At 63.5% G+C, this 14,464-nt stretch carries 8 protein-coding genes; all 8 read left to right on the top strand.

Annotated elements, in window-relative coordinates:
• The first annotated feature begins 15 nt into the window (after positions 1 to 15).
• Complete coding sequence (locus V3596_RS07415) at positions 16 to 441, top strand: DNA polymerase III subunit chi (protein ID WP_334277041.1); 426 nt, start codon at positions 16 to 18, stop codon at positions 439 to 441.
• A 152-nt stretch (positions 442 to 593) separates the two neighbouring features.
• The gene (locus tag V3596_RS07410; protein ID WP_334277040.1) at positions 594 to 1,736 is read left to right on the top strand and encodes a branched-chain amino acid ABC transporter substrate-binding protein; all 1,143 of its coding nucleotides are present in this window, start codon (positions 594 to 596) and stop codon (positions 1,734 to 1,736) included.
• 492 nt (positions 1,737 to 2,228) lie between these two features.
• Complete coding sequence (locus V3596_RS07405) at positions 2,229 to 3,611, top strand: TIGR03013 family XrtA/PEP-CTERM system glycosyltransferase (RefSeq protein WP_334277039.1); 1,383 nt, start codon at positions 2,229 to 2,231, stop codon at positions 3,609 to 3,611.
• A 119-nt stretch (positions 3,612 to 3,730) separates the two neighbouring features.
• Positions 3,731 to 5,827 (top strand): XrtA/PEP-CTERM system histidine kinase PrsK, encoded by a 2,097-nt coding sequence (gene prsK, locus V3596_RS07400; RefSeq protein WP_334277038.1) that lies wholly within the window; start codon positions 3,731 to 3,733, stop codon positions 5,825 to 5,827.
• On the top strand, positions 5,824 to 7,185 hold the full coding sequence (prsR, locus tag V3596_RS07395) for a PEP-CTERM-box response regulator transcription factor (RefSeq protein ID WP_334277037.1): 1,362 nt from the start codon (positions 5,824 to 5,826) through the stop codon (positions 7,183 to 7,185). The genes prsK and prsR overlap by 4 nt, the downstream gene beginning before the upstream one ends.
• A complete protein-coding gene (gene prsT, locus V3596_RS07390) occupies positions 7,182 to 10,001 on the top strand; it encodes an XrtA/PEP-CTERM system TPR-repeat protein PrsT (RefSeq protein WP_334277036.1) in 2,820 nt (939 codons plus the stop codon). The genes prsR and prsT (V3596_RS07390) overlap by 4 nt, the downstream gene beginning before the upstream one ends.
• Positions 10,002 to 10,168: 167 nt before the next feature.
• Complete coding sequence (locus tag V3596_RS07385; protein ID WP_334277035.1) at positions 10,169 to 11,425, top strand: GNAT family N-acetyltransferase; 1,257 nt, start codon at positions 10,169 to 10,171, stop codon at positions 11,423 to 11,425.
• 234 nt (positions 11,426 to 11,659) lie between these two features.
• Complete coding sequence (gene prsT, locus V3596_RS07380; protein ID WP_334277034.1) at positions 11,660 to 14,425, top strand: XrtA/PEP-CTERM system TPR-repeat protein PrsT; 2,766 nt, start codon at positions 11,660 to 11,662, stop codon at positions 14,423 to 14,425.
• Positions 14,426 to 14,464 lie beyond the last annotated feature (39 nt).

Raw genomic sequence — 14,464 nt, 5'->3', positions numbered from 1 at the left:
CACCTCAGCACAGGCATGACCCAGGTCAGCTTCTATACCGGCGTGCCGGACCGGCTGGCCTACTGCTGCCGCCTGCTGCGCAAGGCGCAGCAGAGTGGCGCGCGGGTGGGCATCCTGGCGCCCGCGGCCATGCTGGACAGGCTGGACGCGGCGCTCTGGAGCTTCGAGGCCACCGAGTTCGTGCCCCATATGCGCTGGCAGCCGAACAAGCCCGAGCTGATGGCCGCCACGCCGCTGCTGCTTGCCGAACGGGCCGAACAGTTGCGCGGCTGGCCGGTGCTGCTGAACCTCGGCCCCGAGATGCCCGACCCGATCGAGGCCTTTGACCGGATTCTCGAGGTGCTGTCGCGTGATCCCGAGCAGGTGCAGCTCGGCCGTCAGCGCTTCAAGCGCTACAAGGAACTCGGCCACCAGCTCGACCATCACGAGGTGAAGGACTGAGTGGCTGAGTTGAGCGCTGCCCGCACAGGCGCAGCGCTGACTTTCCCCTCTGGAGCGGACCCCGCATTTCGGGTAAGGTCCGCGCCGCTGCAGTCCCCTTTTTATTGATCGATACAGACCGGGCGCTTTCCTGCCCACTCCGGAGGTATTCAATGCAAATCAAGATGAATCTGATCGTTGGCGCGGCCGCACTGGCACTGGGTGGTGTTGCCCAGGCCCAGGAGATGGAGGTCAAGATCGGCCATGTGGCCCCGGTCAGCGGCACGGGCGCGCATCTGGGCAAGGACAATGAGCTGGGCGCCAAGTTCGCCATTGACGAGCTCAACGCCAAGGGCGTGATGATTGGCGGCAAGAAGGTCAAGCTGGTGCTGCTGGCCGAAGACGACGCGAGCGATCCGAAGCAGGGCACGGCCGCAGCGCAGAAGCTGGTGGACTCCAAAGTCAATGGCGTCGTGGGTCACCTGAACTCCGGCACCTCGATCCCGGCCTCGAAGATCTATTTCGACGCCGGCATCCCGCAGGTTTCGCCTTCGGCCACCGACGTGGCCTACACGGCCAAGGGTTACAAGACCGCCTTCCGCATCGTGGCCAACGACGGCCTGCTGGGCGGCGCTCTGGGTCGCTATGCCGTCAACACGGTCAAGGCCAAGTCCATTGCCGTCATCGATGACCGTACGGCCTATGGCCAGGGCGTTGCCAAGGAATTCGAGAAGAGCGTCAAGGCCGCGGGCGGCAAGGTCGTCGGCCATGAATACACCACTGACAAGTCGACCGATTTCTCCATCATCCTGACCAAGCTGAAGGCCAAGCAGCCGGACCTGATCTTCTTCGGCGGCATGGACGCCGTCGGCGGCCCGCTGCTGCTGAACATGAAGAAGCTGGGCATCAAGGCCAAGTTCATGGGTGGCGACGGCATCTGCTCGGCCAAGCTGCCCGAGTTGTCGGTCGGTGCCATGGCGGACGAGCAGGTCATCTGCGCCGAGGCCGGTGGTGTCGAAGGTGAGGCCAAGAAGTCCACCGACGCCTTCAAGGAAGCCTTCAAGAAGAAGTACGGCGTCGAGGTGCAGATCTATGCCCCCTATGTCTATGACGCTGTGAATGTGCTGGTTGCTGCCATGGTCAAGGCCGGCTCGGCCGAACCGGCCAAATACCTGCCGGTGCTGGCCAAGACGACGGATTACAAGGGCATTACCGGCAATATCACCTTTGATGCCAAGGGCGATATCAAGAATGGCGCCCTGACCCTGTTTACATACAAGGGCGGCAAGCGCGACCAAATTGCCGTGGTGCGCTGATACATCTGCTTGCAATTTCTCTCCGCGAAAGCCCACTTCGGTGGGCTTTTTTATTGGTCGTGAAATATGCCCGCCCGGGCGTAGAACGGGTTTTGCAAGCATTTTTGATGTGCCGTGGAAAACGCACGAGCGGGGCGGCCATTGAGCGCGCCGCAGGGCCGCAACTGATATCTACTCGCGGCTCGTTCATCGGCAAGAAATATGTTTTGGGGACACTGCGCGGCGAAACGTCCGGATTGCACGTTTCAAGGGGCGCCGACCCTCTAAACGGGGGGCTTTCAAGACAGGGGTAGGCGGGCATCATCCCGACCCATAACGAAGCGTTGCGGCTCATGACGACTCCCCAGAGGGAGCGGCAAGAACAACAGCGGCTTCGCAGGGCGGCAGCTTCGCATGACTCGGCCACCAGGCTTTGCAGATGTGTTCGGCAGTATCGATTTCAGACCGTGGCTTGCGAGAGCGACCCGGGCTACGGACTGAGCGGGGAATAGCATGATTCGGATCTTCAATCACTACCTACATAAGCAGACACTGCTCCAGGTCTTCTTCGACGTGGGGCTGATCGTCTTCGCAGTGATTGCTGTGGTGCTGAGCCAAGGTGGCACAGCCGAGCAGATCATTCCGTTCGCTGCATCGCATGGCCTGTCCCTGGCCGGCGGCATGTTCGTGATCAACTCCGCCACTGGCTTCTATCAGCATGTGCACAACCGCTCGGTGACCGAGTCCTGTGCCCGAGCCCTGCTGGCCCTGTTCCTGGGCCTGCCGCTGGCCTACGTGATCTTCGGCCTGCTGCCGACCGACGCGATCAATCGCCAGCTGATGACGTTTGCCGCCATGGCCGCCGTGGCTGCCGTGATGGTCCATCGCGTCTATGCCGCCCACACGGTTTCGCAATCGCGCAACCGCACCAAGATCCTGATCTTCGGTTCTGGCGCTGCCGCCAAGGCCGTGGGCAGCACACTGGCCGCTGCCGATCCGCATGCCGAGATCATCGGCTACTACGCCGGCCCGAACGAAGAACATCCCGAAGTGGCCCGCTCGGCTCTGGTCGAATCGCGTGGTTCGCTGACCGATACCGCACTGGCCCTGGGCGTTGACGAGATCGTCGTGGCGCTGTCCGAGCGCCGTGGTGGCAGCATGCCGCTGCGCCAACTGCTGGACTGCAAGCTCTACGGCATCCGCGTGGTCGATATCGCCACCTATTTCGAGAAGACCCTGGCCCAGATCAAGGTCAGCCATGTGAACGCCGGCTGGCTGGTGTTTGGCGACGGCTTCAACCAAGGCGTGGTCCGCACCCTGGTCAAGCGTGTCTTCGACGTGCTGTTCTCTGGCGCCATCCTGGTGCTGGCCCTGCCGCTGATGGCACTGACCGCCATCGCGATTCGCCTTGAATCGCGCGGCCCGGTGCTGTATCGCCAGGAACGCGTCGGCCTCAATGGCGAGGTGTTCGAAGTCATCAAGTTCCGCAGCATGCGCACCGATGCCGAGAAAGACGGCACGCCGCGCTGGGCCACGCTGAACGATGATCGCGTAACCCGCGTCGGCAAGTTCATCCGCAGGGTTCGCATCGACGAGCTGCCCCAGCTCTTCAACGTGCTGCGCGGCGAGATGAGCCTGGTCGGCCCGCGTCCGGAGCGCCAGTATTTCGTCGACGACCTGATCACCAAGATCCCTTACTACGCCGTGCGTCACAGCGTGAAGCCGGGCGTGACGGGGTGGGCGCAGGTGCGCTACGAGTACGGCTCGACGATCGAAGACTCGGTCGAGAAGCTTCAGTACGACCTGTACTACGTCAAGAACCACACGCTGTTCCTTGACCTCTTGATCTTGCTCGAGACCGTCGCCGTGGTGCTGACGGGCAAGGGCGCCCGCTGACCGCGCGAGCGAAGCGCCGAGCTTCGCTGATTGCTTCACCTTCGAGGCTGCCCGGGTCGGCGTTGGCCCCTAGCGTTTGCGCCGATTCCCGTCGGCGCTCTCGCTTGATCGAATAGCGCATGTTCAATCTTGCTGCGGCGAGCCATGTGCTCGCGGCGCTGGCTTATGGCGCCTTCGCCATCCTCGTCGGAGCCAAGCTGCTTCGCCGGGACGAAACCAGCAGCGCCACCCTGTCCCTGAGTCTGCTGGCCGCCTTGCTGGCCAGCTTGCTGTGGGCCGTCCTCGGGCTGATGGCGCCCAGTTCGGGCCTGCAGCAACTCTCTGCGATCGCCTTGCCCCTGGCGGATTCACTGCGCTACGGCCTCTGGTTCGTCTTCATCCTCGGCCTGCTTTCGGTGCCCGGAGCGGGTGATCCAGGCAAGCTCCGGCTGTGGGCGGCGCTCAGCGCACTCGCGCTGCCGATGCTGCTGCTGACGCGTGAGTTGCTCGACTACCGGCCCGCCACCTTGCAGCAGCAGATGGCTTTTGCCTCATTGGCCGCTGCCGTGGTCGGGCTGGTACTGGTGGAGCAATTGCTGCGCAATTCCCGCGGTGACGCGCGCTGGAACGCCAAGCCGGTCTGCCTGGGCCTGAGCGCGGTGTTCGCTTTCGACCTCTTCGTGTTTTCGCAGGCCGTGCTGTTCCAGCACTTTGACAGCGACGCCTTCGACGTGCGCGCCGCCGTGCATGCAATGGCTGTGCCCTTGCTCTATCTGGCGTCGCGCCGCGAAGGCAATTGGCTGGGCAAACTGCATGTGTCGCGAGCGGCGGTGTTCCATTCGGCCACGCTGCTGCTGGTGGGCGCCTATCTGCTTCTGGTGTCGGGCGTTGGTTACTACGTGCGCTACACCGGCGGTGACTGGGGCAGGGCGCTGCAGCTGGCGCTCATCTTCGTGGCGCTGATGGCGCTGGTGATGTTGCTGCTCTCCGGTACCTTGCGCTCCAAGCTGCGGGTCTACATCAGCAAGAATTTCTTCAGCTACCGCTATGACTATCGCGAGGAGTGGCTGCGCTTCACCGCCATTCTTTCGACGACAACGGCGCCGCAGGAAGTCGGCGGCTCGGTGGTGCGGGGGCTGGCCAATCTGGTCGAGAGCCCGGCTGGCACGCTCTGGATGCTGCGGGGTGACCGGCGCGAATGGCGCCAGACTGCCATCTGGAACATGCCTGAACAGCGTGAGGTGGAAGGTGAAGACTCGGCCCTTTGCGCCTACTTGCGTGAGCGCGCCTGGATCATCGACCTGGATGAGTTCCGCCGCGGCTCACCGGCCTATCAAGGCCTGGTCCTGCCCGAGTGGCTGGGCGGTGACGAGCGCAACTGGCTGGTGGTGCCGCTCTTGATGTCGACGGAGCTGATCGGCTTCGTCGTGCTCGGTCGGCCGCGAACGCCAGTGGAGTTGAACTGGGAAGTGCGCGACCTGCTCAAGACAGCGGGTAGCCAGGCTGCCGCCTTTCTTGCGCAGATGCAGTCGACCGAGGCCTTGCTGGAGTCGCGCAAGTTCGATGCGTTCAACAAGATGTCGGCCTTCGTCGTGCATGACCTGAAGAACATCGTCACCCAGCTCTCGCTGATGATGAAGAACGCCAAGCGTCTGCGCGACAACCCGGAGTTTCAGCAGGACATGCTGGACACGGTGGAGAACTCGCTCGACAAGATGCGCCAGCTGATGCTGCAGCTTCGCGAAGGCGGCAATCCTCATGGGGTTGCCGGTGGCGTGGACCTGGCGGCGCTGGCGCGACGCCTCGCGGCTGCGGCTGCCAGCAAGGGGCGCCAACTGGAGCTGCAAATCCACGCCGAGATCAGCACGCGGGGCCATGACGAGCGGGTGGAGCGTGTGATTGGCCACATGGTCCAGAACGCCTTTGATGCAACTCCGGTACAAGGTCGCGTCTGGCTCGCGCTCGACGCCAGCGGCAGCAATGCGCGAGTTGAAGTGGGCGATACTGGCTGCGGCATGTCACGTGACTTCATCCAGAACCAGCTGTTCAAACCGTTCAGCAGCACCAAATCCAGCGGCATGGGTATCGGAGCCTACGAGAGCTTCCAGTACGTCCAGGAGCTGGGAGGAAAGATCAATGTCGAAAGCGAGCCCGAGCAGGGCACCAGGATCACCTTGCTGCTGCCGCTGTTTCATGCGACAGCTTCGTCGGACCTCGGCTTGATGAACACCCGATGAGCGCTGAACGTCTGCCCAGTCTCTTGATCGTCGAAGACGATCTGGCCCTGCAAAAACAGCTGAAATGGTCGCTGGACCGCTTCGAGTCGGCACTGGCCAGCGATGCGCCGAGTGCGCTGCTGCAGTTCCGGCGGCACAACCCCGCCGTGGTCACCATGGACCTGGGCCTGCCGCCCGATCAGGACTCTGTGACCGAGGGCTTTTCGCTGCTGGAAAAGCTGATCGAGCTGGACCCGTCGGTCAAGGTGATCGTGCTGACCGGCCAGAATGACCAGAGCAATGCGCTGCGGGCGATACGCCTGGGCGCCTACGACTTCCTGGCCAAGCCGGTGGACCCCGATCAGCTGGCGCTGACGGTCGAGCGCGCATTCCGACTGCACGAACTGCAGCAGGAAAACCGCCGCCTGCAGATGCAGCAGCATGCCGAAGTGCTGGGTGGCCTGGTCACGCGCGACCCCGGCATGCAACGCATCTGCCGCACGGTAGAGAAGGTGGCGCCCACCGATGCCACCGTGCTCCTGCTGGGCGAAAGCGGCACGGGCAAGGAAGTGCTGGCGCAGGGCCTGCATGATGCTTCACGCCGCAAGGGCCGCTTCATCGCCATCAATTGCGCGGCCATTCCCGAGGCCTTGCTGGAAAGCGAACTGTTCGGCTATGAGCGCGGCGCCTTCACCGGGGCCACCAAGACCACCGTCGGCAAGATCGAGACAGCCAATGGCGGCACGCTGATGCTGGACGAAATCGGCGACCTGCCGATGCCTCTGCAGGCCAAGCTCCTGCGCTTCCTGCAGGAGCGCAGCATCGAGCGGCTCGGCGGCCGGCAGGAGATTGCGGTGGACGTGCGCATCGTCGGCGCGACCCACCAGAACCTGAAAGGCCTGATCGCCGACGGCCGTTTCCGCGAAGACCTGTATTACCGCCTGGCCGAGATCGTGGTCGAGATCCCGCCGTTGCGCGAGCGCGCCGGCGACGCGGTGCTGCTGGTGCATGCCATGCTGCGCCGCTACGCCTCCGAGATGCGCCGCCCGGTGCAGGCGCTCAGCGACGATGCGGTGCGAGCGATCGAGGCCCATGCCTGGCCCGGCAACGTGCGCGAGCTGCAGAACCTGGTGAAGCGCGCCTCCATCATGGCCGATGGCGACCGAATCACGGCAGCCGACCTCGGGCTTGCGGTACCTGAGGCCGCCGAGGGCGACGCGGAGTCGCTGGACCTGCGCACGGTGCGCGAGCGCGCCGAGCGCGCAGCCGTCATTGCCGCGCTGTCTCGCACCGACGGCAATATGGTCAAGACGGCGGAGATGCTGGGGGTCAGCCGTCCGACCTTGTATGACCTGATCAACCGACTGCAAATCAAATGAACAACAAGACGCAAAGCAAGAAGATGACGCGCAGCCCGGCCGCGCTCAGCGCCGGTGTGGCGCTGGCCTTGTCGGCCTCTCTGCTGAGTGGCTGTTTCGGTGAGTCGCCCGAGCAGCAAGTGGCGTCGGCCAAGGCCTTGCTTGAGAAGAATGAACCCAAGGCTGCAGTCATCCAGCTGAAAAATGCACTGCAACAGAATGCCTCGCTGGCCGAAGCCCGTTTCCTGCTCGGCAAGGCCCTGTTCCTGTCTGGCGACATGCCGGGTGCCCTGATCGAGCTGGACAAGGCCCGCAATGCTGGCCACAGCAATGACGAAATGACCGTGCTCACGGCCAAGGCCCGCCTGCTCAAGGGCGAGGCGGATCGCGTGCTCGCCGACTTTGGCGACAGCAAGTTGCAAGACCCGGTTCAGCGCGCCGAACTCCAGGTCGTTCTGGCCAATGCGCACATGGCCAAGGGCAATGGGGCCGCTGCCGGCGCGGCCCTTGAAGCGGCCCTGCGCGATGATCCGAAGAATGCGCAAGCCGCATTGAGCAAGGTTCGCCTCCTGACCAGCAGCAAGGACCTGGCCGGCGCCATGGCAGTGCTGGACAAACTCCTGCAAGAGCAGCCCAAGAACGCCCCGGCGTGGCGCCTGCGGGCCGAGTTGCTGCAGCTTCAGCAGGGCGACAGCAAGGAAATCATTGCGGCCTATCAGCAGGCGCTGGCCGCAGACAAGAAGGACGTGGCGACCCACGCCGGCCTGATCAACGCGTTCCTCCAGCAGCGTGATGCGGCCGCGGCCGAGAAACAACTGGAGGCCTTGCGCGCCGTCGCGCCCAATCATCCGCAGACCCGCTACAACGCCGCCATGGTGGCGCTGGAGAAGCAGGATCTCAAGGGAGCTGAAGAGCAGGCCCAGGCCCTCCTGAAGATGACGCCCGAGAGTCCTCAGGCCCTGCATCTCGCGGGTACGGTTGACTTGCAGCTGGGCAGCTACCAGCGCGCCATCACCGAGCTGACCATGGCCTTGCAGTCGCGCGGCGGCACGCGTGCGATGCGCCTGCAACTGGCACAGGCCTTCCTGCGCTCGGGCGATACCGCCAAGGCCTTGCAGACCTTGGAGCCCTTGCTGGCTGAGACCAACGGTTCGCCGGAGGCCTATGCGCTGGCTGCCGAGATTCACCAGCAGGCGGGCGAACCTGCTGCGGCGCAAGAGCTGTACGCCAAGCTGGTCAAGCTCGACCCGAAGAATTCCCAGGGCCGCATCGCCGTGGCCATGACCCAGATCGAACGCGGCAAAGCGCAACAGGGGCTCGAAGCCTTGCGCGCTCTGGCCAAGAGTGAGCCGGGCAGCATCCGGGCCGACATGGCCCTGATCAATGCGCTGCAGCGGCGCCAGGAGTTCGACAAGGCGATGGTCGCCATCGATCTGCTGGATCAGAAGCAGCCGGGCAAGCCCCAGGCAGCGGTTCTGCGTGGCCGGATCGAGACCTTGCGTGGCAGGCCCGAGAAAGCGCGCGAGGCTTTCGAGCAGGCGCTCAAGCTGAGCCCTGGCTATTTGCCTGCGGCCACAGCCCTGGCTGGCATGGACATCCGCGACCGCAAGCCGGAGGAGGCCATCAAGCGCTTCGAGGCTGCGGCCAGCGCCAACCCGGAGTCTGTGGAAGCCAAGCTGGCCGTCATCGGCCTGCGGGCTCAAAAGGGTGAGAAGCGGGAAACGCTGGTCAAGCAGCTGGAAGCGCTCGTCAAGGAATTTCCCAAGGAAGCCGGCCCCTTGCTTTCCTTGGGCTCGGTCTACCTGGATGGTGCTCAGGCTGCGAAAGCGGTCGAAGTGGCGCAGCGTGGGCGCCAGGCTTTCCCGGGCAATGCGGCATTTGTCGAGCTGCTGGGGCGCGCCTTCGTGGCCAACAAGGACCTCAACCAGGCCCTCAATACCTTTGCTGAATTGGTCCGGATGCAGCCGCGTTCCCCGATCCCGCCGATGCGCCAGGCCGAGGTACAGGCCAAGCTGAAGGACACGGCCGGTGCGATCACGCTGCTCAAGAAGTCTTTGGCGCTGAAAGCCGACCATGTCCCGGCGCAGATCATGTTGGCCTCGCTGCTGGTGGCTGAAGGCCAGATGGCCGAAGCGCGGCAGCTTGCCAAGACTGTGCAGGCGCAGCGAGCCGGTGAGTCGGTGGGCTGGGTGCTCAGTGGCGACATCGAATTGTCGGCTCGCAATGCCGCCGCAGCCGCCGAAGCCTACAAGATGGCGTTGGCCAAGCAGGAATCGACCGACGGCGCGGTCAAGCTGCTGCGCGCCTATCGCCTCGCGGGCAAGGACGGCGATGCAGTTGCGCTCGAGTCGAGCTGGACTGGCCGCCATCCGTCGGATGCCGGCTTTGTCTTCGCCATTGCAGACCATGCCTTGGCATCGGGTGATGTGGTCAAGGCCCAAAGGCTGTACCGCAAGGTTCTGGAGCTTCAGCCTGACAACGTGTTGGCGCTCAACAATCTGGTGTGGCTGCTGAATCAGCGCGGCGATCCGGAAGCCAAGACCCTGGCCGACAAGCTGCTCGGCTTGGCGCCTGAGGCACCTGCGGTGCTCGATACCGTGGCCAGTGTCTACGCCAAGGCCGGCCAGCATGCCAAGGCGATCGAGCTGCAGCTCAAGTCGCTGTCGCTTGCGCCAAGCCTGCATCTGCACAGGCTGCATCTGGCAGAGATCTATCTGGCTGCCGGCAAGAAGGAAGAGGCGCGCAAGGAGCTGACGCAGCTGAGCGGCATGGGCAAGGAATTCGCGCAGCAGGCCGAGGTTCAGCGCCTCTTGGCGCAGGTGGGCGGCGCGCGCTGATCGCCGGCCGGGCAGGGCTGCCGCGCGCGGCAGCCCCGTCACCCGTTTCTTCTTGATTCGGGCTTTGCTTGCCGTTACGCCTCTGTTAGCCTCGGACGGGTGTTCACAGGCCGGACCCTCGCCCACTATCCATGAGCAGAATCAATCGATCCCGATTCCGCAAAAGCTTGCATCTGCTTTTGCGCCGGGCCTTCGGGGTGCTGCCTACGCGCCTGCGCTTTGCGCTGATCCGGTCGCTGGTCGTCTGTGACCCGCGACCCGATCCGCGCCTGGAGCTCAAGATCGCCGAGACGCGCGAAGAGCTCGAGGCCTGCTTCAAGATCCTGCATGACGCCTATGTCGGCGCGGGCTTCATGAAGCCGGACCCGTCTGGCATGCGTGTGACGATCTATCACGCACTGCCCACGACCACCACCTTGTGCGCCAAGTTCGATGGCGAGATCGTTGGCACGATTTCGATGATTCGGGAGGGCGTTTTCGGCTTCCCGATGCAGGCCATCTTCGACCTGGAGCCGGTGCGTACACGCGGTGGCCAGATTGCCGAGATTTCCGCCCTGGCTGTGGCGCCATCGTTTCGCAAGACCGGCGGGGCGGTGCTGTTTCCGCTCATGAAGTACATGCGTGAGTACTGCGAGCGTTATTTTGATACGCGCCACCTGGTGATCGCCGTCAACCCGGACCGCATCCAGCTGTACGAAGCCCTGTTGAGCTTTGACCGCTTGACCGAAATGACGGTGGCGGAGTACGACTTCGCCAATGGTGCGCCGGCTGTCGGTGCCAGCCTCGATCTGCAGCGCGCGCCTGAGCTGCTCAAGCGCAACTATGGCAATCGCAAGGCCATAAAAAACCTGCACAGCTATTTCTATTCGGTCGAGATGCCGAACTTCCGGTGGCCGCAGCGCCGTTATCACACCACGAACGATCCGGTGATGACGCCTGCACTGCTCGACCATTTCTTCAACAAGGCCAGTACCGTGTTCGAGAACATGGACAACCGCAAGAAGGCCTTGCTCTGGTCCATCTACGACCAGCCTGAATATCGTGCCGTGCTGCCATTGCTGGGCGGCACCGCCGAGGCCGACCACCACCCGCTGCGGCGGCATCGGCGATTTTCAATGCGCTGCCCCGGCCGCCTGCTGATGCGAAATGGCGCTGGTGAGGTGAGCTTTGCCCTGGACGTCATTGAAATCTCCTTCGCCGGGTTCCAGGCCGAGTGCAAGCTCGATCTTCCGCTGCAAGAAGAGGGCGAAGTGACTATCGAGCTGGGCAATGCCACCTCATCTCACCTGCATGCCATGGCGGTGCGCCGCAAGGCAGCCGAAGCGGGTGTGTTCTATGGCTTCACCTTCGATGAAGCGGACAAGAACTGGCGCGACTGCATTGCCGCGCTGGAGATGGGGCAGACCTACCAGGATCTGGGCTGATGCCCGGAGGTTTGTCTTGAGGCATGCTGCGCGCCAGCGCACCTCGCATCGCACAGCCAGGCCAGCGGACCGTGCAGAACGGTTGTCGCTGTTTTGCAACTTGCTCGGATGGTCCGAATGCTGGTCGGTACAAGTGCCGAAAAACAGCGAGTTGAGTGGCCACGGCCAGCCAATTTCGTTCGACCCTGTCCGGTTCAATCAATCTAGGTAGGAAAGAGGCCTCTTGTGAAGATCATGACACCCGCCCGTGCTCGATTCGTGGTGCTGAGTTCCGCCCTGCTGCTGGCGGGGTGCTTCGGCGATTCAGCTGAAGCCTTGATCGAGAAGGCCAAGGAGGCCGTGAACAAGCGCGATTCGAGAGCGGCCACGATCTACCTCAAGAATGCACTGGAGAAGGATTCGCAAAATGCCGAGGCGCGTTTCATGCTCGGCAGGGCATTGGTTGACATCGGCGACTTCCGGGGCGCCTTGATCGAGCTGCGCAAGGCCTCCGAGCTGGGTTTTGATCCCCAGGAGGTGGTGCCGCTGCTGGCCTATTCGCTGCTGGTTACCGGTGACGCCAAGCGCGTCGTTGCCGACTACGCCGAGTTCAAGCCCAGCACGGCGGCCGCGACCGCGGCCCTGAAGGCAACCCTGGCTTCTGCGCATCTGTTTCTTGGCAATTCGGAGGCCGCGCTTGCCGCGGCGGACCAGGCCCTGGCAGCCGGACCTAACTATCCACAGGCCTATCTGGTCAAGGTCAAGGTATTTGCGGCGAGCCGCCGGTACGACGAAGCCTTGGACCTGCTGAACCGTGTGCTGCTGATCAACCAGAAGCTGCCCGAGGCCTATCTGCTGCGTGGCGACATTCTCAAGGCCCAGAAGGGTGATCTGAAGCAGGTTGCGAATGCCTACGAAGATGCGCTCAAGGCCAACGCTCGCTACGTGCCGGCGCATGTGTCGCTGGTAGGCATGGCACTCAGTCGCAAGGACACCAAGGAAGCGCAGACTCGATTGGCAGCTCTGCTTGCAGTTGCACCCAAGCATCCGGATGCAATCTTCATTGCCGCCGTCGTTGCCTACGAAAGTGGCGACATGAAGACGGCTCAGGAAAAGACGCAGCAACTCTTGAAGTTCGCGCCGTCCAACCCGCGCGCGCTGCAGCTGATGGGCGCTATTGACCTCAAGCGCGGCTCGTTGGTTCAGGCTGAGACCTCGCTCACGAAGGCCGCTGCCGCCTTGGCGGATGACGATCATGTGCATCTGCTGCTGGCGCGTGCGCAGATCCGAGCCGGGAATTTCGACAAGGCGCTAAAGGGCTTGCGACCCATGACGGAGCGCCCGAACCCGTCCAGTGATGCGGTTTCGATGATGGCCGAGGCCTTGCTGCTGAGTGGTCAGGTCGAGGCTGCCCAGCAATACTTTGCGCGAGCTGCCAAGCTGGACCCCAAGGACAGTCGCAGCCGTACGGTCCTGGCCCTGGCTGCAACGATGGGTGGGCAAGCTGAGCAATCTGTCGCGCAATTGCAGTCCCTTGCAGCGCGCGACGAAGGAACTTTCCCGGACCTCGCGCTGATCAATCTGCTGATGAGCCAGAAAAAGTACCCTGAAGCACTGGATGCGATTGCCAAGCTGCAGGCCAAGCGCCCGGATAGCGCGGTGGCACCGAGCTTGCGCGGCAATGTGGAAATGGCCCGCGGGAACAAGGCGCAAGCTTACGCAGCGTACGAGGCATCCTCGAAACTGGACCCGAGCTACTACCCTGCGCTTGCGGCCGTCGCCAAGTTGGACGTCGCCGAGGGGCGCCTGAGCGTTGCCAAGGAGCGCCTGGAGGCCTTTGTCGCCAGGGTCCCCGACAACGTTCAGGCGCAGATGTTCCTGATTTCCGTGCGCGAGCGCAGCGGTGCCGATGCGAAGGCCGTGATGGAGGACCTGCGCAAGCTGGTCAGCAGCTTCCCTGGCGAAGTCGCACCCCGCATTCTCTTGACCCAGATGCAGCTGCGTCAGCGCGACGTCAGCGGTGCGCTGGGTACCGCGCAAGAAGCCTTCGCTGCGCTTGGGGACTCCCTGGAGATCGGCGACAACCTGGGGCAGATCCAGATCGCTTCAGGCGACTTGAATCTGGCCATGAGCACCTATGCGAAGCTGGCCAAGAATCAGCCGAACTCGGCCCTGCCGCACATGCGGATGGCGGAGATTCACACGAACCAGCGCAACACCACTGCGGCCATTCAGTCTCTGCGCCGCGCGATTGCCGTCAGCCCCGAGCTGGCGCCGGCGCTTCAGATGCTTGTTGTGATGGAGCTCAACGCGGGGCAAGTCAAGGAAGCCTTGGCGGTGGCGCGATCGGCCCAGCAAAAGTTCAAGGGAAGCCCTTTCGGCCATGCGCTTGAAGGTGATCTGTGGGCATCGCAGAAGAACTGGGATTCAGCAGCCAGCGCTTATCGCCGCGGGCTGGATCTCTTGCCTGCGCCGGAGCTGGCCATCCGCCTGCACCGGGCCCTGGCGCACTTGCCGGACCAGGCGCGCGCGAATGAATTTCAACGGCAGTGGCTTGCCCAGCAGGCGGCCGACGCTGCCTTCCGCATGTACCTGGCGACCGAAGCAGTCAAGCGTTCTGACTTTGCGCTGGCCAGCAGCCACTATGAGGCGATCATCAAGGCAAGCCCCAGCAACCTGGAGGCCCTGAACAACCTGGCCTGGACCCTGGCGAAGGCGGGCAAGCCAGGCGCGCTTGAAATCCTCGCTCAGGCGATCAAGCTGGCGCCCAAGGAAGCCAGCCTGTACGACACTCGGGCCGACATCTACGCGACGATGAAGGACTGGTCCAATGCCGTCGAGTCGCAAAAGGCCGCCCTCGCGCTGCGGCCCAACTGGCATGAAGCGCGCCTGCGCCTGGCCAAGCTCTACCTGCAGCAAGGCGACAAGCCGCACGCTCGCCAGGAGCTGGAGACCTTGTTGCGCCTGGGCGAGAAGCATCCGCTCTACCGTGAAGTGCAGAAGCTGCAAGTCGCCAGCTGAGCACTGAGCGCGCTTGCTGGACAAATCAAGTGACGAGTT

The sequence above is a fragment of the Roseateles microcysteis genome (assembly GCF_036880965.1).
Classification (GTDB): domain Bacteria; phylum Pseudomonadota; class Gammaproteobacteria; order Burkholderiales; family Burkholderiaceae_C; genus JAUASW01.
The sequence above is the reverse complement of the archived record's forward strand: the minus strand, read 5'-3'. Positions and strand labels throughout refer to the sequence as shown.